This window comes from Streptomyces sp. NPDC053076 (assembly GCF_044546845.1).
Classification (GTDB): domain Bacteria; phylum Actinomycetota; class Actinomycetes; order Streptomycetales; family Streptomycetaceae; genus Streptomyces.
Genome location: NZ_JBITZL010000002.1, coordinates 497,208 through 517,895, shown reverse-complemented (window position 1 = coordinate 517,895; position 20,688 = coordinate 497,208). Strand labels below are relative to the sequence as shown.

Below are 20,688 nucleotides of genomic sequence, written 5' to 3'. Positions count from 1 at the left end.
GCCTCTCCGGTGCGGCCCACCCCCGGCCGCCCGGTGTCGCTCAGACGCTCGGCTGCGCCTTGGTGGACAGGGTCCCGCACACGGCCGTGGCGCTGTCCGACTCGTAGGGGTCGGTGCCCGCGGGGCCGCCCGACGTGGCCGTCCGGCCGGCCAGGAGGGGGCGCAGGTAGGCGGAGGAGTCCTCGGCGCAGGCGAGGGGGCCGGCCTGCGCGGAGGAGGTGACCAGCTGGAGCTGGTGGGTGCGCAGGTCGTCGCGGTCGAAGCGGAAGGTCAGCTCGCGGCGGACCGTGAACAGGGAGGCCAGGGTGTCGGCGGCGGCGCCGACGGGGCGCAGGGCGTAGACGAAGAGGTGGTCGGCGGTGACCTCCAGCGTCGCCGGGTCGGCCTCGGCGACCCGCAGGCTGCCCGAGACGCGGATCCCGTCGTCGGCGAGCCGGGCCCGGGCGGGGTCGATACGCACCACCCAGCCCGTGGGCGCGTGCCGGCCGTCCGCCGCCGGGTGGTCGAAGCTCTGGTCGAACTGGGCGAGCTGCTCGGAGTCGACCATGGCCCGGGCGGCGCGCACCTCCCGGCCGGTCAGCACCCCGGGGTAGAGCGAGGAGCGGACGAGGTAGTCCTTGACGGTGGTGAGGGCGGCCACCACCTGGCTGTCCGAGAAGTGGGCGGTGCTGCGCGAGGCCGGCAGGGGTATGCCCTCGGCGCCGACCGCGAACGAGGCGGCGGGGCTGTGCGCGTACAGGCTCGCGGCGTCGGCGGCGCCGGGGACCTTGCCCTGCGGGGCGAGCGGGATGACCGTCATCCGCAGGGGCTCCACGGACCGGCGGCCCTGCGGGGAGCTGTAGGGGTGGCGGACGCCCATATAGATCGCCGTCCCGAAGGCGAGGGCGATCAGCACGACGAGGATCAGGACCTGCCGGGTGAGTCCGCGGTGCAGGGGCGGGCGGCGGCGTACGGCGGGCGCGTGGTCGGCCATCCGCTCCCGGGCGGAGAATTCCTGGAGGCGGGCAGCGCGGACGAACGACTCGTCGAAGACGACGGATCGGTATTCGTCCTCAGCACCGCCGGGGCCGCCCTCGGGTGTCCCCTCCGGTGGGTCTCCAGGCCCGCCCATACCTTCAGAGTAGGTCTCGCGAGGCCCGGGTAAACGCCCCGCTGCACGACAACTTCTGACAGGTTCTCATCAGGCGCGGGAAGGGCGCTCAGGGGGAACGCGGGACGGCCGGGACGGCTGGCCGGGACTGCTCGGCGGAGGCGGCCGGAACGGACGCGCCACCCTGTTCCAGACCGGTCGAGGCGGGGGCGGGCACCCGGTCGCGGGTGCCCGAGGAGCCTCCACGGTAGACGGCGGCGAAGGCCAGGGCGACCATGCCGATGCCCATCACGACGGCGAGGATCCAGGCCACGGGGCGGTGCCAGCGGACCTGCTTGCCGTAGGGGCCGAAGGGGCCGTCACCGAGGACGTAGGTGTCGTCCGGCTCGTCATCCTCGCGATCTTGGCCGAATTCGGTGTCCTCGGGGCCGTAGCCGTCGTCGTAACGCTCGCCCCGGGCGCGGGCGCGGCGGGCCTCCGCCTCGGATGCCTCGGCTCTGGCCCGGGCGGCGGCCAGGAGCCGCTCGACGGCGGTCGGCTCGTGGACGGTGGCCGCCTGCACGAAGACCTCGTCGAAGACCACGGAGGCGAACTCTTCGTCCGACACCCCATGGTCGTGGTCGTCGTCGGGCTCCCAGCCGTCAGAAAACGGCGTGCCCCCCACATCCTCCGGCACGGATCCAGAGTAGACCTGGGGGGTCAATTTGGGCAGACGGTACGGAGATTCGTCTGCCTGGTGAGACGCCTTTCGGCCGGGCGCCGCGTCCGGCCGAGGGGCCGGGCGGACAGGGCCGAACGGGTGAACCTCAGCGGCGTACGTGCCCGTCGCCGGTGACGATGTACTTCGTGCTGGTCAGCTCCGGCAGACCCATCGGGCCGCGGGCGTGCAGCTTCTGGGTGGAGATGCCGATCTCGGCGCCGAAGCCGAACTGGCCGCCGTCGGTGAAGCGGGTGGAGGCGTTCACGGCGACGGTGGTGGAGTCGACCAGCTGGGTGAAGCGGCGGGCCGCCTGCTGGGAGGTGGTGACGATGGCCTCGGTGTGGCCGGAGGTCCACAGCCGGATGTGCTCGACGGCCCGGTCGAGGGAGTCGACGACGGCGGCGGCGATGTCGTAGGAGAGGTACTCGGTCTCCCAGTCCTCGGCGGTCGCCTCGACCACGGTGGCCTTGGAGTCCTTGGCGTAGGCCATGACCCGCTCGTCGGCGTGGACGGTGACGCCGGCCTCGGCCAGGGCGTCCAGGGCGCGGGGCAGGAACTCGGGGGCGATGTCCTGGTGGACGAGGAGGGTCTCGGCGGCGTTGCAGACGCTGACCCGCTGGGCCTTGGAGTTGATCAGGATCTCGACGGCCGTGTCGATGTCGGCCTGGGCGTCGACGTAGACGTGGCAGTTGCCGGTGCCGGTCTCGATCACGGGGACCGTCGACTCGTTGACGACGGTCCGGATCAGGGAGGCGCCGCCGCGCGGGATGAGGACGTCGACCAAGCCGCGGGCGCGCATCAGCTCGCGGACGGACTCGCGGCTCTCGCCGGGGACGAGCTGGACGGCGTCGGCGGGCAGTCCGGCACCGCCGACGGCGTCCCGGATCACCCGGACGAGGGCGGTGTTGGACTCGTAGGCGGAGGCGGAGCCGCGCAGCAGGACGGCGTTGCCGGACTTCAGGCAGAGGGCGGCGGCATCGACGGTGACGTTCGGGCGGGCCTCGTAGATGATCCCGACGACGCCGAGCGGGACGCGGACCTGGCGCAGGTCGATGCCGTTGGGGAGGGTGGAGCCGCGGACGACCTCGCCGACCGGGTCGGGCAGCTTCGCGACGTCGCGGACATCGGCGGCGATGGCGCGGATCCGCTCGGGGGTGAGGGTCAGCCGGTCGACGATGGCCTCGCTGGTGCCGTTCTCCCGGGCCTTGGCCACGTCCTTGGCGTTGGCCTCGACGATCTCGGCGGTCCGGACTTCCAGGGCGTCGGCGATGGCGAGCAGCGCGTCGTCCTTCACGGCGCGCGGGAGCGGCGCGAGGTCGGCGGCGGCGGCCTTGGCCCGGTAGGCGGCCTGGGTGACCGGGGACATCGAGTCGTACGGCGAGAGCGTGGTCATGAGGGAAGGGTAGTGCGCGGGGCGTCGCGCTTCAGCGGTCGTCCCACACCCCGAGACACCCCAAAAGGGGTGAAGTCTCCGGCCTGGGTGACGGCCGGCCGCCGCCTCCTCGGGCTCGGTCCCTTCCTCGCTCGCCCCTCGCCAGCTCGCCCGGTTCGCCCGGCTCAGCGGGGCTCGACCGGCTCGGCGGGCTCGGCGGGCTCGCCCGGTTCGCCCGGCTCCGCGGGCTCGACCGGCTCAGAACGGGTGCACGCCCACCGGTGTCGCCGGCGGGGGGCCGTATCCCTCGGCGAGGCGTTGGTGGTAGGTCTCGCGGTCGATGACCTCCAGGCCGACGATCTCCCAGGCGGGCAGACCGGCACTCTGCCGGTGCTCGCCCCACAGGCGCAGCGCCACGGCGGCGGCGTCGTGCAGGTCGCGGGCCTCTTCCCAGTACCGGATCTCCGCGTGGTCGGTCGCGTATCTGCTGGTCAGCAGGAAGGGGTGGTCGTGGGCGAGCTGTTCCAGGGCCCGCCGCAGGTCGGGCAGGGGGACCTTCTCCCCGGAGACGCTCAGGGTGACGTGCCACAGCCTGGGCAGGTCCTTGGGCTCCTCATAGGTGTCCCCGGCCGCGACGCTCGTCAGAGCACCGCGGGACGCCGCCCCAGGGCGCACTCGTCTCACGACGGCCTCCTTCACGCTTGGCCGGCAAGGCCCGCATGGCTCGCTTGGGCTCTTGACGGAACGTGTTCTTTCAACATGTCCCCGAGACAAAGTTGAGCAGGCCGCAGGGCTCCGCGTGGTGCTTTTACGGAACGTCCCCCACCGGGGGCGTTCCGTACGTCCTGTTTTACGAGCGGTTTTGCGAGAGTCACGCGTGCAGGAGCACCAGGTCGTCCCTGTGTACGACCTCGCGTTCGTACCCCGGGCCCAGCTCGCGTGCCAGCTCGTGGGTCGAACGCCCGATCAGTCGGGGGATCTCCTTGGAGTCGAAGTTGACGAGCCCCCGGGCCACCGCACGGCCCTGCGTGTCGCGCAGTTCGACGGGGTCGCCGGCGCTGAACTCGCCCTCGACGGCGGCGATTCCGGCCGGTAGGAGCGATGTGCGCCGCTTGACGACCGCGTCCACCGCGCCGTCGTCCAGGGTGAGGGCGCCCTGCGGGGTGGAGGCGTGCTGGAGCCAGAGGAGCCGGTCGGCGGAGCGTTTGCCGGTGGGGTGGAAGTAGGTGCCGGTGTCACCGCCGGCCAGGGCCTCGGCCGCGTGGACGGCACTGGTCAGCACCACGGGGATGCCGGCGGCGGCGGCGATGCGGGCGGCCTCCACCTTGGTGACCATGCCGCCGGTGCCGACGCCGGCCTTGCCCGTGCTGCCGATCTCGACGCCGGCGAGATCCTCCGGGCCCTTCACCTCCGCTATCCGGGAGGTGCCGGGCTTGCTGGGATCGCCGTCGTAGACGCCGTCGACGTCGGAGAGGAGGACCAGCAGGTCGGCGTGGACGAGGTGCGCGACGAGGGCGGCGAGGCGGTCGTTGTCACCGAAGCGGATCTCGTCGGTGGCGACGGTGTCGTTCTCGTTGACGATCGGCAAGGCGCCCATCGCGAGCAGCTTGTCGAGGGTGCGGGAGGCGTTGCGATGATGGGCGCGGCGACTCATGTCGTCGCTGGTGAGCAGGATTTGGCCGACGCGGACGCCGTAGCGGGCGAAGGAGGCGGTGTAGCGGGCGACGAGCAAGCCCTGGCCGACGCTCGCGGCGGCCTGCTGGCGGGCGAGGTCCTTGGGCCGGCGGCGCAGACCGAGCGGGGCGAGGCCGGCGGCGATGGCGCCGGAGGAAACCAGGACGACTTCCCTCTCCCCACCGCTGCGGCTCTTGGCCAGCACGTCGACCAGCGCGTCGACACGGTCGGCGTCCAGGCCGCCCGCGGCGGTGGTCAGGGAGGAGGAGCCCACCTTGACGACGATCCTGCGGGCCTCGCCCACGGCCTGCCTTGCCCTTGCCACCTTGCCTGCCGCCCCTCGCCTCGGTCCGCTGCACCGCTCGGAAATCTACGGGAAGCGGACCTCCCACCGCACATCGGTCCAGCTCCCGGACAGCACCGTTCGCGTCCCCGGCAAGGCCACGCACGCCGCCCCTGCCGCCCGGCGAACCGCACGGCAGACGGCATCGGGCGGGCACGGGGAGCGGCGCCCGGGCGGCACGGCGAGCACCGTCCGGGCGGCACAGCGAGCGGCGCCCGGGCGGCACGGCGAGCACCGTCCGGGCGGCACGGGGAGCGGCGTCCGGGCGGCACAGCGAGCGGCGTCCGGGCGGCACGGCGAGCGGCGTAACTGCGGCAGCAGCGTGAATGAACACAGGCGTGCTCCCGGGGCCCGGTGGTCGCGGCGGGTCGGTCAGCCGACACCCGCGCTGTCCGTCTCTCCGGCCGACGCGGTGCGCTGGCCCGGCACCGCGTCGGTCAGCTCGTCCGTCTCGGCGGGATCGGCGTTCGCCGCGCCCGGCCGGGACTGCTGGCCGACGTTGCGGGCCTCGGCCTTGAGGGCGAGGCCGGCGACCGCGGTGTTGAACTGGTCGATCGACCTCGGCTCGGCCGGCCCGAGCAGGTACTGCTTCAGCTCCGCGCGCGCGTCCGCGAGCGGGTCGGCGGCCGGGTCCCGTACGGCGTCCAGCAGTCCGCCCAGCTCGGCCGCGCCGTTGGACAGGATCACCGCGGCGCGCACGGCCGTGTTCTGCCGCTTGAACTCCCCGGCCCCCACCTCCGCGGAGTCGGTGACCGCGTACGGCTTGCCGCTCGCGATGAAGTCGGAGACCACCGAGGAGATGTCGGAGACCATCGCGTCGGAGACGTTGAAGCAGTCGTACAGGCGCGGCTGGGCGCCCTTGATGACGCGGTGCTCGTGCGACGGGAAGGAGCGCCAGTAGGCGTCGTTCCACTGGGCGCGCAGCCGGGCGATCTCCTCGTGCCGGGCCACGTCGACGATGCCGTCTCGGGTGGCCTCGGCCTCGTCGCCCTTGGTGCCGTCGGTGCCGGCCAGCTCGGCGAGCCGGGCCTCGGTGCGGGCCAGTTCGGCCTTGGCCCGGTCCATGGCGGCGCTGTCGGCGGTGAAGCGGGAGTCGGCGGCGCGTCCGGCGGCGGACTTCTCGACCAGGGCGGCGATGCGCTGATGGGCGGCCTTGGCGGCCTTGCTGACGTTGCCGGTGAACGGGTGCGGCTTGTACAGGACGCGGACCGGCGGGTCGGCGGCGATCAGCTTCGTCACGATGTTCTCGCCGGCGAGGACGATCGAGGTGTTGCCCGGGTTGCCGTCCCACCCCTCCCAGGTGGGGGCGTACAGGACCGTGGGGATACGGTCCTCGGGCACGCCGTGCCGGCTCCGGATGGGCGCGAGCTGGGGGCGGCCGACCTCCACGATGTCGTCGTCGCGGACGCCGACGTCGGCGAGGGCGTAGCGGTCACGGCCGGCCCGGCCGGCGGTCCACACCTCGTCGTAGACCTTGCTGTACGGGTTGACGCTGGCGAGCTTGTCGCTGTCGCCGTGGCCGATGAAGACGTGCTTCATGGTGGGCACGCGCAGCAGGTGGATGTTCTTGCCGACGTTGGCCGCGTACAGGGCGACGCGCACGGCCGACAGGTCCAGGTTCATCAGGTGCACCCCTCCGGGCACGCAGATGACGGGGACCGTGGTGGGCGCGAGGTGGCTCAGGATGACGCGCTCGCGGAGGATGATCAGCGGCCGGGTGTCCAGCTGCTCCATCGTCTCCAGCCACATGTTGACCTGGTAGGCGGAGTCCTTGGAGCCGGAGAAGTACAGGACCGTCTCGGGCCGGTAGCCGGTCAGCCATTCGTCCACGGCGGCGAGGACGGCGTCGGGCCGCGGCGGGATCTTCCGGCCGCGCACGTACGGCATGAGGACGAGGACGTACAGGCAGCCGAGGCCGGTGGTGAGGCCGATGCCGGTGAAGCCGGCGACGGTGGAGTGGAGACCGGCGGAGACCAGGATGCCGGCGACCGCCAGCAGGTCGAGGTGGAGCATCTTCTCCGCGGAGCGGTGCAGCAACCGGCGCGGCGGGGCGTCCGGGATGCGGACGCGGGCCTTCAGGTCGATGTTGCGGGTGGCGACCGGCATCCGGCGGCGGTTGCGGATGAGGGCGACCAGAGCGCTGTGGGGGGCCTGCAGTCCGTAGAAGGCGATGAAGCAGGCGACCGCGCCGTAGAAGATCAGGTCGTCCGAGAGGGACAGGCGGGCCAGCAGCAGGACCAGCAGCAGCTGCCTGATCAGGAAGCGGATCGACAGACCCGCCCGGACTTTGCTGAGGCGATTGATCAGGTAGCTGCCCTTGCGGTGCAGATAGTGGTCCGCCAGGTACGTCACGGCGGCCATGGCCGCGAAGGCGGGGACGCTCGGGACGAGCGCGGCCAGCATGAGCGCCGGGAAGCCCAGTATCAGGAGGGCCGCCGCGGCCAGCTCGGCCGCGTTGCCCACCCGGGCGACGCGAATAGCGGTGGATATCACGGAGAAACCTGCTCTGGGAGGGGGGAGTGCCAGTTTTTTCGGTGATGCCGGATATGCCGGTAGTTCACAGGGCGTACGAGATTTCGCGGTGTACGGATCAGGCCCCTGCGCGTACTCACGTGGATGAGCAGCCACAGAGGCCCGGCCTTTCAGAAAGCATGTGTCCGCAATGTCACATGTCTCCCTGTCGGGCCAGCAGCGCGGCGAGCGCCTGCTCGAAGCCGGACGCCTTGACGGCGCCCGCGGTGGGGTCCTGCTGACGGACGTCGATGACATGCCCGGTCAGCTCCGACAGCAGCACGTCGAGGGAGGTGCCGGCCACGGCCTCGGAGGAGAGCAGGGTGCTCGCGGGCTCCTCACCGAACGCCTTGGTGCGCATCGGCGTGGCGGTGCGCTCGGGATTGATGCAGTTGACGCGGATGCCGTCGGCGGCCCACTCGTCGGACAGCGCCTGGGTGAGGTTCACCATGGCCGCCTTGGTGGAGGAGTACAGGGAGTACTCGGCACGGCCGCGGGTGTAGCTGCTGGAGGTGTACAGCAGGAACTGGCCCTCGGTCTCGGCCAGGTACTTGTAGGAGGCGCGCGCGATCTGCACCGGGGCGAGGTAGTTGACCTTCAGCGCCTCCTCGACGGTGGCGCTGTCGGTCTCGGCGAGCTTGCCGATGCGCAGCACGCCCGCGGTGTTGACGACGTAGTCGATCCGGCCGGTCTCCGCGTACGCCGTGGACAGCGCGTCGTCGACCTCCGCCGGGTTCTCCACATGGGTGCCGGTGGTGGAGCGGCCCAGCGCGTAGACGTTCGCGCCGTAGGACTCGGCGAGTTCGGCGAGGTCCTTGCCGATGCCGTAGGAACCGCCGAAGATCACGAACGTCCTCCCGGTGAGGAGGTCGCGGTAGGCGTCCTCGCCGATCTGCTCGGGCGCGGCGGTGGAGGCGAGCTGGAACAGCTTGTCGGTGATGAAGACGTCGACCGGCTGCGTCACCTTCATGTTGTACTCGTCACCCGCGACGACGTGGATCGGCACGTCCGGCAGGTACTTGAGGACCACCGAGCAGTCGTCCGTGGCCACGAAGTTGGGGTCGCCGGCGGCGACCTCGTAGGCGTGGCTGATCGTGGACAGCTTGAACGCCTGCGGGGTCTGGCCGCGGCGCAGCCGCGAGCGGTCCGGGATCTCGGTGATGAACTCGCCGTCCTCGCCGTGCGTACGCGTGACGATGATGGTGTCCGCGGACGGGATGGCGACGTCCACGGCCTGGTAGCGCTCCAGCGCGGCCACGCAGTCGTCGATGACGCGCCGCGAGAGCAGCGGACGCACGGCGTCGTGGAAGAGGACGTTGAGGTCCTCGCCCTCGGACAGGCCCTCACCCAGCGCGACGATGGCACGCTCCGTGGTCTCGTTCCGAGTCGAGCCGCCCTCGATGACTTTCTTCACCTTGGTGAAGCCGGCCTTTGCGACGAGCTTCTCCACGTCGGGCACGTATCCCGGGGCCATCAGCACGATGACGTCATCGATCGAGTCGGCGCTCTCGAAGGTGGCCAGGGTGTGCTCGATGACTGCCTTTCCGGCGATCTTCAGCAACTGCTTGGGGATCGAAAGACCCACCCGCTGACCGGTTCCACCAGCCAGAATCACTGCGGTGGTACGGGGCTTTGCTATGTGCTGGGACACAGGTGACCTACCTTGGGGCGTCAGGGAACCGGGGAATGCTCCCACTTTCGGTAACCGCGATGCAAGGTGAGTGACCAGCACTCCATATGCGCACGCAACTTATTGTTCACCTCGCACTCCGGATGAATATCGGCAGGCGATGTGAACACCTGTGGAATTGCTGTGAGTAAGTCCACATATTCGGCTGAACGCGTTTAAGCGCGCGCCGGCCATCCCGGTCGGCGGTGCCCGAGGGCCCGTACGAGCTGCCCTGATGGCGCCTGGAGCAGGCTGCAAGCCGGGGCGGTGCCGCCCGCCGCCGAGATGACCGAAGCCGGCGTGGTGCCGATCGCGGCCGCCGACTCGACGCCGGACGAGCGTATGAACCTGCACACCCCGGACAGGCGGGATACACGAGTCCTTCATATGCGACACCGCACCGTTACGGACGCGGCGATAATACAGTCCGTTCAGCGGCCGACTTTCACGGAATTCCACATCGAAAGCCCGCGGCATTTTAGGCCCCGACCAGGGTGAATGATCGATTCATGGTGTCCGGGATCGAATTAAGGAGATTCTCAGGAAGTCCGGACAGCGCCTCGAAAGCGCGGGGCAGCCGGTCACGGTCACGGCCGTCCAGCACGGCCACGACGACCCGCCTCGGCACGGTGCCCCGGGCCCGGCGCTCGGCCGACGATCCCGCCGGTGCCGCCGCCGTCAGCCGGGGGCCGGCTTTCTCGTACGGTGGTCCGCGCGGTGTGTGCTCCAGCCGAGTTTCGTAGCCGGTGCGAAGTAGGCTCCGCGCGTACCGCCGTCACCGTGAGGTCATGATCCTGGCGAGCGGACGCAGCGTGACCAATGACGTGCACGCGGTCCAGCAGGGCGCCGCCCTCCACCCGGTGGCCGTCCCAGGTGTCGCGCTGGTGGCCTGGTCACTGCGGGGCTGCCGGGGCGTCCGGGACGGCGCGTCGGTCCGGCCGGCCGAACGGCAAAGATCCCTTGCGGCGCGGGAAAGCCCCCGTGCGACAAGGGATCTGATGGTATGTCCGGGGCGTCCTGTCAGGTGTCGGTCCTGTCGGGTGTCGTCCTGCCGCTCAGGCCGCGTGCCGGCTCCGGGGGCCGGAAGGCAGGGACTGCCGGCTCTCCAGGGGCCGGAAGACAGAAACGCGCGACACGCAGCGGACCTGGATCCTCTGCGTGTCGCGCGGTGCGGCTCAGCGGGGTGGGCCGGCGTAACCCGCCGAGGCCTCGACCGGTGGGGCCGGTGTTCGGCTCGTCGGGCGCCCGGCGGACGGGCAGTACGCCCTTACTCGAACGGGTCGAACTCGTCGTACTCCCGCGTCGCGTCGTCGCGCTCGGCCTGCTTGTCCCTGCGGCGCTGCGCCGCGGGCCGGGGCGCGTCGAGGCGGTGGTCCTCGCCGCGGCGGCCGAGCATCTCGGCGCCGGCCATGACGGTCGGCTCCCAGTCGAAGACGACCGCGTTCTCCTCGGGGCCGATGGCGACGCCGTCGCCCGCGCGGGCGCCCGCCTTCATCAGCCGCTCCTCCACCCCGAGGCGGTTGAGCCGGTCGGCGAGGTAGCCGACGGCCTCGTCGTTGTTGAAGTCGGTCTGCCGCACCCAGCGTTCGGGCTTCTCGCCGCGCACCCGGAACAGCAGCTCGCCGCCGGCCTCCTCGCGGACGACGGTGAAGCCCGCGTCGTCCACGGCCTTGGGCCGGATGACGATCCGGGTCGCCTCCTCCTTCGGCTTCGCGGCACGCGCCCCGGCGACCAGCTCACCGAGCGCGAAAGACAGCTCCCGCAGCCCGATGTGGGCCACGGCCGACACCTCGAAGACCCGGTAGCCACGGGCCTCCAGGTCGGGGCGGACCATCTGGGCGAGGTCCTTGCCGTCCGGTACGTCGACCTTGTTCATGACGACGATGCGGGGCCGGTTGTCGAGCCCGCCGTACTGCCGCAGCTCCTCCTCGATGATGTCGAGGTCGGAGACCGGGTCGCGGTCCGACTCCAGCGTCGCGGTGTCCAGCACGTGCACCAGGACGCTGCACCGCTCCACGTGCCGCAGGAACTCCAGGCCCAGACCGCGGCCCTGGCTGGCGCCGGGGATGAGACCGGGCACGTCGGCGATGGTGTACACGGTGGAGCCCGCGGTCACGACGCCCAGGTTCGGGACCAGCGTCGTGAACGGATAGTCGGCGATCTTCGGCTTGGCCGCGCTGAGCACGGAGATCAGCGAGGACTTGCCGGCGCTCGGGTAGCCGACGAGGGCCACGTCGGCGACGGTCTTCAGCTCCAGGACGATGTCCTGGAGCTCGCCGGGCACGCCCAGCAGCGCGAAGCCGGGCGCCTTGCGGCGGGCGGAGGCCAGCGCGGCGTTGCCGAGACCGCCCCGGCCGCCCTGCGCGGCGATGTACGAGGTGCCGTGGCCGACCAGGTCGGCGAGGACGTTGCCGGCCTTGTCCAGGACGACCGTGCCGTCCGGCACCGGCAGGACCAGGTCCTCGCCGTCCTTGCCGGAGCGATTGCCGCCCTCGCCGGGCTTGCCGTTGGTGGCCTTGCGGTGCGGGGAGTGGTGATAGTCGAGCAGCGTCGTGACCGACTGGTCGACGGTCAGGATGACGTCACCGCCACGGCCGCCGTTGCCGCCGTCGGGGCCGCCGAGCGGCTTGAACTTCTCACGGTGAACGGAGGCACAGCCGTGGCCTCCGCTACCCGCGGCGACATGCAGTTCGACGCGGTCCACGAAGGTGGTCATGGTTCAGTGCCTCCAGGAAGTGCGGGTATGTCTAGTTGTCAACACGCGAAAGGCGGACCCTCTTCCCAACCGGGAAGTGAGGTCCGCCTCGCGAAACGTTCGGTGCTGAATCAGACGATTCAGGCGACCGGAACGATGTTCACGACCTTGCGGCCACGGTGGGTACCAAACTCCACCGCACCGGCCTGGAGGGCGAACAGCGTGTCATCGCCGCCACGGCCGACACCGGCGCCGGGGTGGAAGTGGGTGCCGCGCTGGCGGACCAGGATCTCACCCGCGTTGACGACCTGACCGCCGAAGCGCTTCACGCCGAGCCGCTGGGCATTGGAGTCGCGACCGTTCCGGGTGGACGATGCGCCCTTCTTGTGTGCCATTTCTCCTCAGTCCCTTACTTCGCAGCCGTGGGGATCGACGTGACCTTGATCGCCGTGTACTGCTGGCGGTGGCCCTGCCGACGGCGGTAGCCGGTCTTGTTCTTGTAGCGCAGAATGTCGATCTTCTGGCCCTTGTGGTGGTCCACGACCTCGGCCTGGACCTTGATGCCGGCCAGCACCCACGGGTCGCTGGTCACAGCGTCGCCGTCGACAACGAGCAGGGTCGAGAGCTCGACCGTGTCGCCAACATTGGCAGTGGAAATCTTGTCAACCTCAACGATGTCGCCGACAGCAACCTTGTGCTGGCGACCACCGCTGCGCACGATGGCGTACACGCGGATCTCACTTTCGCTCGAAGAAACGGCACCCCCGCAGGCCAGTCGCCCGGGAAGACCACGGACGACCTCTCCCGGCCCGCCTTGCGCCCGGGAGGAAGAGGTTTACGGGGATGTGACGTGTGCAGTGGACACGCCGACGGTCCAGGTTACGGGGCCACGACCGAGAGGGTCAAACCGGGCCCCGGGGGTTGTGCGGACCGTCACTCGGGACGGACCTCACGGGCATGGGACGGGCACCACGTGGGGAGCCCGCACCACGGGTGCGGGACGGGCCCCACAGGTGCGCGGCCGGTCCGGTCGTGGGTGACCGGACCGGCCGCGGACCGCGGGTGTCAGTCCTCGTCGCCGGCGGTGGAGACCGTGGTGGTCTTCTTCGCCGTCGACTTCGCGGCGGCCGTCTTGGCGGTCTTCGTCGCCTTCTTGGCCGTCGTCTTCTTGGCGACCGTCTTCTTGGCGGCGGTCTTCTTGGCGGCGGTCTTCTTCGCCGTGGCCTTCTTGGCCGCCTTGCGGGCGGTCTTCTTGGCCGGCGCGACCTCCTCGGCCGCCGGCTCCCCGGCAGCCGCCTCCGCGGTCACCGGGGCCTGCGTCGCCGGAGCCTCCGCCGCCGTGGTCTCCTCGGCCGCGGCCGACGGGACGACCACGACGGCCGCCTCCTCGGACGCGGTCGGCGCGGTGGCCTTGCGCACCGCACGGCGGCGCGGGCGAGCTGGCGCGGCGGCGGTCTCGGCGGGCGCGGGGGCGGGTGCCTCCTCGGCCGGTGCCTCGGCGACGGGACGCTCGGCCGGTGCCTCGGGCGCGGCCTCCGGCACCGTCACCACGGTCGCCTCGGCGCCCGCGGGAGAACCGGCCGGGGCCGACACCTTCCGGGTCGCCCGGCGTCGCGTACGGCCCTTGGGCGCGGCCTCCTCGGCGGCCGGTGCCTCGGCCTGCGGCGCCGGGACCACCTGGTCCTCGGCGGCCGCGGGCTCGGCCAGCGCCTCGGCGGCCGACTCCGGCTGCACCGGGCGCGCAGCCGCCTCCTCGGCGGTGACGTCCTGTGCGGTCGGGGCCTCTTCCGGCGAAACCTCGGCCTTCGCGGCCTCGGCCTTCGCGGGCTCGGTCGTCCGGGCCTGACCACGAGCGGCCTCGGCCTTCGTGGCCTTCTCCGCCTTCGGCGCGCCCGCCGGAGCCGACGCCCGGCGGCCCGCCCGGCGCCGCGTACGGCCACGGCCGGCCGCCGCCTCCGCCTCGGCGACGCTGCTGTACAGCTCCTCGTCCGGCGTGAAGTCGGGCGCGGGCAGGGCGACCGGCTCGGCGACCTCGGCGGCCACCTCCACGGCGGTCTCCACCTCGGGCTCGACGGCCTCGCCGGTCTCGACGACCACGGCGGCGGTCTCGTGCACGTGCTCCTGGGCCTCGCCGCCCCGGCCGCCGCGCTTCTTGCGCCTGCCGCCGCCACCGTTCACGGTGGCCTGGTCCAGGTGGACGATGACACCGCGGCCGTTGCAGTGGACGCAGGTCTCCGAGAAGGACTCCAGCAGGCCCTGGCCGACCCGCTTGCGGGTCATCTGCACCAGGCCCAGCGAGGTCACCTCGGCCACCTGGTGCTTCGTACGGTCCCGGCCCAGGCACTCCAGCAGGCGGCGCAGCACCAGGTCGCGGTTCGACTCCAGGACCATGTCGATGAAGTCGATCACGATGATGCCGCCGAGGTCGCGCAGCCGCAGCTGACGCACGATCTCCTCGGCCGCCTCCAGGTTGTTCCTGGTGACCGTCTCCTCCAGGTTGCCGCCCTGGCCGGTGAACTTGCCGGTGTTGACGTCGACGACGACCATCGCCTCGGTCCGGTCGATCACCAGGGAACCGCCGCTGGGCAGCCAGACCTTACGGTCCAGCGCCTTGGCGAGCTGCTCGTCGATCCGGTAGGTGGCGAAGACGTCGATCTCGGACGTCCACTTCGACAGCCGGTCGGCCAGGTCGGGGGCGACGTGCGAGACGTACCCGTGGATGGTCGACCATGCCTCGTCACCGCTGACGACGACCTTGGTGAAGTCCTCGTTGAAGATGTCGCGCACGACCCGGACGGTCATGTCCGGCTCGCCGTACAGCAGCGTCGGCGCGTTGCCGGTCTTGGCCTTCTTCTGGATGTCCTCCCACTGCGCCTGCAGCCGCTCGACGTCCCGGCGCAGCTCGTCCTCGCTCGCGCCCTCGGCCGCGGTACGCACGATCACGCCCGCGTCCTCGGGGACGATCTTCTTGAGGATGGTCTTCAGCCGGGCCCGCTCGGTGTCGGGCAGCTTGCGGCTGATGCCGGTCATCGAGCCCTCGGGGACGTACACGAGGTAGCGGCCCGGCAGGGAGACCTGGCTGGTCAGTCGCGCGCCCTTGTGCCCGATCGGGTCCTTCGTCACCTGGACGAGGACCGACTGGCCGGACTTCAGGGCGGACTCGATACGGCGCGGGCCGTTGGCCATGCCCAGCGCCTCGAAGTTGACCTCACCGGCGTACAGGACGGCGTTGCGGCCCTTGCCGATGTCGATGAAGGCGGCCTCCATCGACGGCAGCACGTTCTGGACCTTGCCCAGGTAGACGTTGCCGACGTACGAGGTCGACTGCTCCTTGTTGACGTAGTGCTCGACGAGCACGCCGTCCTCCAGGACGCCGATCTGGGTACGGTCGCCGTGCTGGCGGACGACCATCACGCGCTCGACGGCCTCGCGGCGGGCCAGGAACTCGGCCTCGGTGATGATCGGGACGCGGCGGCGCCCCTGCTCACGGCCTTCCCGGCGGCGCTGCTTCTTGGCTTCCAGACGGGTCGAGCCCTTGATGGACTGCACCTCGTCGGACGGCTCGCTGGGCTTGCGCGGCTCGCGGACCTTGACGACCGTGCGCTCCGGGTCGTCGTCGGACGGCTCGGCGTCGAGGCCGGAGTCACCGGCGCGACGACGACGGCGACGGCGACGACGGCTGCTGGAGCTGGACCCGCCGTACTCCTCGCCGTGGGCCTCCTCGGTGTCCTCTTCCTCCTGCTCGGCGGTGTCCTCGGCGTCCTGCGCGGCCTGCTCGGCGGCCAGCTCGTCGGCCTCGGCGTCCGCGCCCTCGCCCTCGGCGGCGTCACCGCGACGGCGACGGCGGCCGCCACGGCGGCGACGGCGGCGCGCACCGGACTCCTCGAAGCCCTCGGCGCCCTCGGTCTCGTCGTCCTCGTCGCCCTCGGCGAGGTCCTCGGCGGACTCCGGGGCCTCCTCGGCCTCGTCCGGCTTCTCTTCCTCGGTGACGGCCTCGGCCGGCCGGGTCTCCTCGGCGGCGGCACCGCGGCGGCGCCGGCGCCGGCGGCCACCGGTCTCGACGCGCTCCTCCGCGTACTCCTCGGTCTCCTCCGGCTCGGTGGCCTCGGCGGCGGCCTCGGCGGCGGCCCGCTCCGGGGTCTGGAACCTGGGCTCGGTGAACACCGGCGCCTGGAAGACCGCGACGGCGGGGCGGGCGGGCCGGCGTCCGCCCTCGGTCTCGCCCTCGGCGGGCGCGGCGGTCTGCGGGGGCTCGGTGAAACCGGACGCGGCCCGTACGACCCGGCGCCGGGACCGGCGCGGCGCCCCGGTCTCGGCGGCAGGCTGCGGGGCCTCGGCGGCGGGGGCCGGCTCGGCCGTGGGCGCGGTCGCGGGCGCCTCGGGCCGTGCGGTCTCGGCGGCGGCCGGGGTCTCCTGGGCCGTCACCTCGGCGGCTTCCTCGCTTCCGGCCGTACCGGAGGGCGCGGCGCCCCGGCGGGTGGCACGGCGGCGGGTACGGCGCGGAGCGGCCTCCTCGGCGGCGGCCTCCTCGGCGGCGGGCGCTTCCTGCCCTGCCGGAGCGGCCTCGGTCTCCTGGACGGCCTCGGGCTCCGCGGCCACGGCGGCGGCCGGAGCCTCCTGCGCACCCTGCGGAGCGACGACGACGGAAGCCTCTTCGGCCCCCTGCGGAGCCGCGATGGGCGCCGACACCCGGCGCGTGGCACGCCGACGCGGACGCGCGGGCGCGGCCTCGGCGGCGGGGGCCTCGCCGGCGGACCCGGTCTCCGGGGCGGCCTCCGGCTCCGCGGCCACGGCGGCGGCCGGAGCCTCCTGCGCACCCTGCGGAGCGACGACGACGGAAGCCTCTTCGGCACCCTGCGGAGCGGCGATGGGCGCCGACACCCGGCGCGTGGCACGCCGACGCGGACGCGCGGGCGCGGCCTCGGCGGCGGGGGCGTCGGCGGCGGGCTCCTGGGCGGTCTGGGCCTCGACGGCGGTGGCCGTACCGGACGCGGCGGCGGCCGGGACCACGGTCTCAACGGCCTCGCCTGCGTCGGCTCCCGGCGCACCGGCGGGAGCCGACGCACGACGGGTCGCACGGCGGCGCGGACGTCCGGCGGGAGCGGCCTCGGCAGCCTTTTCCGTGGTCGCCTCCGCGGCGGGAGCCCCGGCAGGGGCCTGGGCGGCGGTGGTCTCGGTGGTCGCACCGGCCTCGGCACCGGCGACCGGCGCGGTGACGCTGCGCGTGGCCCGGCGCCGGGCGCGACGCGGTGCCGCCTCCTCGCCCACGACGACGGCGCCTGCCTCGGCGACGGACACCGGCTCCGCGGCGGACGCGGCCGGTACGACGGTCTCGACGGCCTCGGCGGACGTCGGCGCACCGGCGGGCGCGGACGCGCGGCGGGTGGCCCGGCGACGCGGACGCGCGGGGGCGGGCTCCTCGACGGCAGCGGGCTGTTCGGTCTCTTCGGTCACGTCTGCCTCGTCTGCCTCTTCTGCACCGGCGGTTTCGACAACCTCGTCCGTATCGGCAGCCTCGACCACCTCGGTGACCTCGTCGGCCTCCGCGGCCGGTATGGCCGGCACGGTGACCTCGGCGGGCGCCTCCCCGGCCGCGGGCGGGCCCGCCGGGCGCGAGGCGGCACGGCGACGCTTGCGCGGCGGCAGCGTGTCGCTGGGAGTGTTCAGTTCGGAACCCTCATGGGGTTCGGTCGGCTCGAGCATGCGGGCGTTTCTCCCGTCAGGCTCCCGGGCGCCGCACCTGGTCCGACGCCGGTCTCAGGGGACCGTCCGCCGTTGACGTCCGCGGCCCGCGCGAAGCGCGATGGCCGCCGTCCGGGGCGCGGGCGCCGCACGGGAGCACTCTGTGTCCTGTCTCGCCGGTTCCGTACGCCTTGTCGGTACGGCCTGGCGAAAGTCTTCTGGTGGGTGCGCTGCCCGACCCAGGTGGCTCCCGAGTACGAGGGCGGCGCTACGACGTCCGTCCCTACGCGGGACCTTCCGGCGTCGGCGCCGTCGCGGCGGCAACCGGTGAGGCCGTCAGGGCCTCGGCTGCCTCGCGGTCGGGCGCGAGCGGGTCGGTCACCGTGCCGGTCTCTTCATCGAACAGCCCCTGCGCCAGCCTGGTCACCGCTGCGGGGACCGGCGGCGCCAGGTCGGCCACGGCGCGGAGACCGGACAGGACGTCGTCGGGTCGTACGGCAGGCGTCACGTGCCGAACAACCAGCCGCAGTATCGCACAGGGGTGGTCGGTCGGCCTATCAGCCGGTGCACCGTGCGTTTCCAGGCTCACCACGGCCGGGCGGGCGTCGAAGGTGCGGACACCGTTCTTGGTCGTCCGCTGGACCTCGACGGTCTCGGCCCGGTTGAAGGACTCGACCGCGCGCTCGGCGTCGGCCGGGTCGACACCGTCCAGCCGCAGCTCCCAGACGGAGGCCGTCAGCCGGTCGGCGAGGCCCGAGGCCCGTGCCTCGACCGCATCGACGATGTCGAGCCCGGTGGGCAGCGACTCGTCGAGGAGGGCGCGCAGGAGCTCGGGGTCGCGCGGTGCGGTGAGCGCGATCTCCAGGTACTCCGCCTCACTGCCCGTGCCGGTGGGTGCGGCATTGGCGTACGACACCTTCGGGTGCGGCGTGAATCCGGCCGAGTACGCCATGGGCACCTCGGCGCGGCGCAGCGCACGCTCGAAGGCGCGCTGGAAGTCTCGGTGGCTGGTGAACCTCAGGCGGCCGCGCTTGGTGTAGCGCAGTCGGATGCGCTGCACCGCAGGTGCGGGCGGCGGGCCTTCGGGCTGTCGCTTGCCCAGTGTCCTAGTCCTTCGTGAGAGCGGTCGTGCTTCTACCAAGAGTACGTGTGTCGCGGGCCACGGGTTCCCGCCGGTCCCCCGCTGCCGGTCGCGGGGGCGCGCCGAAGAGCATCCGCCGGAACTCCGCGCGGGCCTGCCGCACCGTGTCCCGGGCCGAGGTCAGCGCCTCGCGCGTGACCCGACCCACCGCGCGCACGCCCGCGGCGACGGGCCGCAGGACGGCGTGCCGTACGGCGTGCCCGACCGGTGTGAGGACGGTCCGGTACACCCAGCGCACCGGCTCCACGAAGATCCACCGGAAGAGGGTCCCGAGCACCCGCCCGACGGCCCGCGAGATCCGTCCGGCCACCCGCCAGGCGTGCCCGAGGGCCTCCCCCACCTCGCGTGCGACGACGGCGAGAAACCGCCCGACGGGCGCCAGCACCCAGCGCCACAGCGCGAGCGCGGGCAGGACGAGCAGCACACGGGCGGTCCAGTACAGGGCCAGGCCGACCCCGGTGGCGAGCAGTGCGAGCAGCCGTCCGAGCCCGCGCGCGCACCAGGCGACGGCCCGGCCGACGGGCGCGAGGATCCAGGTGTACAGCCATCGCGCGGGCACGACGACGAGGTACCGCGCGAGCCAGGCGACGGCTGTGCTGACGCCGGTCCCGAGGGCCGCCAGTACCGCGCCGACGCCCTTCAGCAGCCAGGTCAGCGCATGCCCGGCCGGGCACAGCACGCGCGCGTACACCCACGCCAGCCCGGCGCCGATCCCGCGCGCCAGCCAGGCGACGGCGTGCCCGACGGGGGTGAGGACGTACCGGTGCAACCACAGCGCCGGTACGACGACGAGGACGCGGCCGAGCCATCCGAGCGCCTTGCCGAGGGGGACCAGGACGTACCGCCACAGGCCCACGAACGGCCACACGAACAGGGCCCTGCCGGTCCGCAGCAGGGCCCGCCCGAGCGGCCTGAGCACCGTGTCCCGCAGAAGCCGCCCGGTGACGACGAGCGCGTCCCACACCATCCGCACGGGCACGACCAGCACGAGGACGACGATCCGCACCGGCAGGCGGACTGCGACGACGAGGCACCCTTCCGGCGGTGCCGGCGGAGGCGGCGGGGACGGCGGTTTCTGAGGATCCATACAGGGGTAGACGCACGGACCGCCTGTCCGGATCCGGCTACGTCGTGCGGGCCTTGTACGCCTCCGGGTAGCGCGCCGTGAACTTCACGGCCACCACCAGCAGGGCGATGGGGACGACCCAGTTGAACCAGTCGTCCTGGGCCGGGTACCGCACGGCCAGCCAGGTCGAGACCGTCATGAGGACGAAGGCCGCCCCCCACACGGCCGTCAGCACGCGGTTGATGTGCGTGAAGACGGGCGAGTCCCACACCTCGCGGGGTGTCTGCTCGCGGGCGTACTGCGCGGTGAACGGGTCGACGAACAGCGACCCGAGCGCCACCACGGCCACCAGCCCGTTCGAGATGACCTGGGCGTACGTCTCCAGCCAGCGGAGCTGCCCGCGGTCCAGGGCCAGCGCGAGGACCGAGAGCACGGCGAAGAACACGATGCCGGTGAGGTCGAGGACGCGGAGGTTGCCGTGCAGCACGTCCTGTCCGGACAGGACGATCGAGGCGACCAGGGCGGCAAGGGCCGCGTACTCCCAGGTGCTGGGGCTCGCCACCACCCCGAAGATGATCCACGGGGCGAACGAGAGGAAGATGCCGCCCGCGCTGACGGGCTTCTTGGTCGGGGCCTTCGTCGCCGTCTGCTGAGCCATGGCGTTCCTCCCACCGGTCTGGCGGTCACCCCCTCCTCCCCTATCGTGCGGTCACTGGGTCGTCCACCGCCTGTCGTACGGTCCGGG

At 72.5% G+C, this 20,688-nt stretch carries 14 protein-coding genes; all 14 read right to left on the bottom strand.

Annotation, left to right across the window (positions count from 1 at the left end):
• Window positions 1-40 precede the first annotated feature (40 nt).
• A complete protein-coding gene (locus ACIGYR_RS09565) occupies window positions 41-1,111 on the bottom strand; it encodes a hypothetical protein (protein ID WP_399595991.1) in 1,071 nt (356 codons plus the stop codon).
• Window positions 1,112-1,199: 88 nt separating this feature from the next.
• On the bottom strand, window positions 1,200-1,793 hold the full coding sequence (locus tag ACIGYR_RS09560) for a hypothetical protein (RefSeq protein WP_399595993.1): 594 nt from the start codon (window positions 1,791-1,793) through the stop codon (window positions 1,200-1,202).
• Between the two features lie 103 nt (window positions 1,794-1,896).
• On the bottom strand, window positions 1,897-3,183 hold the full coding sequence (locus tag ACIGYR_RS09555; protein ID WP_399595994.1) for a glutamate-5-semialdehyde dehydrogenase: 1,287 nt from the start codon (window positions 3,181-3,183) through the stop codon (window positions 1,897-1,899).
• A gap of 237 nt (window positions 3,184-3,420) precedes the next feature.
• Entirely contained in the window at window positions 3,421-3,846 is a 426-nt protein-coding gene (locus ACIGYR_RS09550; RefSeq protein ID WP_391838346.1) for a hypothetical protein, read from the bottom strand.
• 187 nt (window positions 3,847-4,033) lie between these two features.
• Complete coding sequence (gene proB / locus ACIGYR_RS09545) at window positions 4,034-5,140, bottom strand: glutamate 5-kinase (RefSeq protein ID WP_391839684.1); 1,107 nt, start codon at window positions 5,138-5,140, stop codon at window positions 4,034-4,036.
• Between the two features lie 411 nt (window positions 5,141-5,551).
• A complete protein-coding gene (locus ACIGYR_RS09540) occupies window positions 5,552-7,672 on the bottom strand; it encodes a hypothetical protein (RefSeq protein WP_399595997.1) in 2,121 nt (706 codons plus the stop codon).
• Window positions 7,673-7,844: 172 nt separating this feature from the next.
• Window positions 7,845-9,341, bottom strand: coding sequence for an SDR family NAD(P)-dependent oxidoreductase (locus ACIGYR_RS09535; RefSeq protein WP_399595999.1), 1,497 nt, complete (start codon window positions 9,339-9,341; stop codon window positions 7,845-7,847).
• Between the two features lie 1,285 nt (window positions 9,342-10,626).
• Window positions 10,627-12,075: a GTPase ObgE gene (gene obgE, locus ACIGYR_RS09530; RefSeq protein ID WP_399596000.1), complete on the bottom strand. Its 1,449-nt coding sequence runs from the start codon at window positions 12,073-12,075 to the stop codon at window positions 10,627-10,629.
• Window positions 12,076-12,194: 119 nt separating this feature from the next.
• A complete protein-coding gene (gene rpmA, locus ACIGYR_RS09525; RefSeq protein WP_023550764.1) occupies window positions 12,195-12,449 on the bottom strand; it encodes a 50S ribosomal protein L27 in 255 nt (84 codons plus the stop codon).
• A gap of 14 nt (window positions 12,450-12,463) precedes the next feature.
• Window positions 12,464-12,784 (bottom strand): 50S ribosomal protein L21, encoded by a 321-nt coding sequence (gene rplU / locus ACIGYR_RS09520; RefSeq protein WP_189948455.1) that lies wholly within the window; start codon window positions 12,782-12,784, stop codon window positions 12,464-12,466.
• A gap of 335 nt (window positions 12,785-13,119) precedes the next feature.
• On the bottom strand, window positions 13,120-17,757 hold the full coding sequence (locus tag ACIGYR_RS09515) for an Rne/Rng family ribonuclease (protein WP_399596002.1): 4,638 nt from the start codon (window positions 17,755-17,757) through the stop codon (window positions 13,120-13,122).
• Window positions 17,758-18,019: 262 nt separating this feature from the next.
• Window positions 18,020-18,796, bottom strand: coding sequence for a TIGR03936 family radical SAM-associated protein (locus tag ACIGYR_RS09510; protein ID WP_399596003.1), 777 nt, complete (start codon window positions 18,794-18,796; stop codon window positions 18,020-18,022).
• A gap of 46 nt (window positions 18,797-18,842) precedes the next feature.
• Window positions 18,843-19,964: a hypothetical protein gene (locus ACIGYR_RS09505; RefSeq protein WP_399596005.1), complete on the bottom strand. Its 1,122-nt coding sequence runs from the start codon at window positions 19,962-19,964 to the stop codon at window positions 18,843-18,845.
• 37 nt (window positions 19,965-20,001) lie between these two features.
• On the bottom strand, window positions 20,002-20,601 hold the full coding sequence (locus ACIGYR_RS09500; RefSeq protein ID WP_399596007.1) for a hypothetical protein: 600 nt from the start codon (window positions 20,599-20,601) through the stop codon (window positions 20,002-20,004).
• Window positions 20,602-20,688: the final 87 nt, after the last annotated feature.

Bases quoted from the DNA above. Each gene is read 5' to 3' on its own strand.
- ACIGYR_RS09500 (WP_399596007.1), bottom strand. From the start codon at position 20,601: ATGGCTCAGCAGACGGCGACGAAGGCCCCGACCAAGAAGCCCGTCAGC.
- ACIGYR_RS09565 (WP_399595991.1), bottom strand. From the start codon at position 1,111: ATGGGCGGGCCTGGAGACCCACCGGAGGGGACACCCGAGGGCGGCCCC.
- ACIGYR_RS09555 (WP_399595994.1), bottom strand. From the start codon at position 3,183: ATGACCACGCTCTCGCCGTACGACTCGATGTCCCCGGTCACCCAGGCC.
- obgE (WP_399596000.1), bottom strand. From the start codon at position 12,075: ATGACCACCTTCGTGGACCGCGTCGAACTGCATGTCGCCGCGGGTAGC.
- rpmA (WP_023550764.1), bottom strand. From the start codon at position 12,449: ATGGCACACAAGAAGGGCGCATCGTCCACCCGGAACGGTCGCGACTCC.
- ACIGYR_RS09515 (WP_399596002.1), bottom strand. From the start codon at position 17,757: ATGCTCGAGCCGACCGAACCCCATGAGGGTTCCGAACTGAACACTCCC.
- ACIGYR_RS09505 (WP_399596005.1), bottom strand. From the start codon at position 19,964: ATGGATCCTCAGAAACCGCCGTCCCCGCCGCCTCCGCCGGCACCGCCG.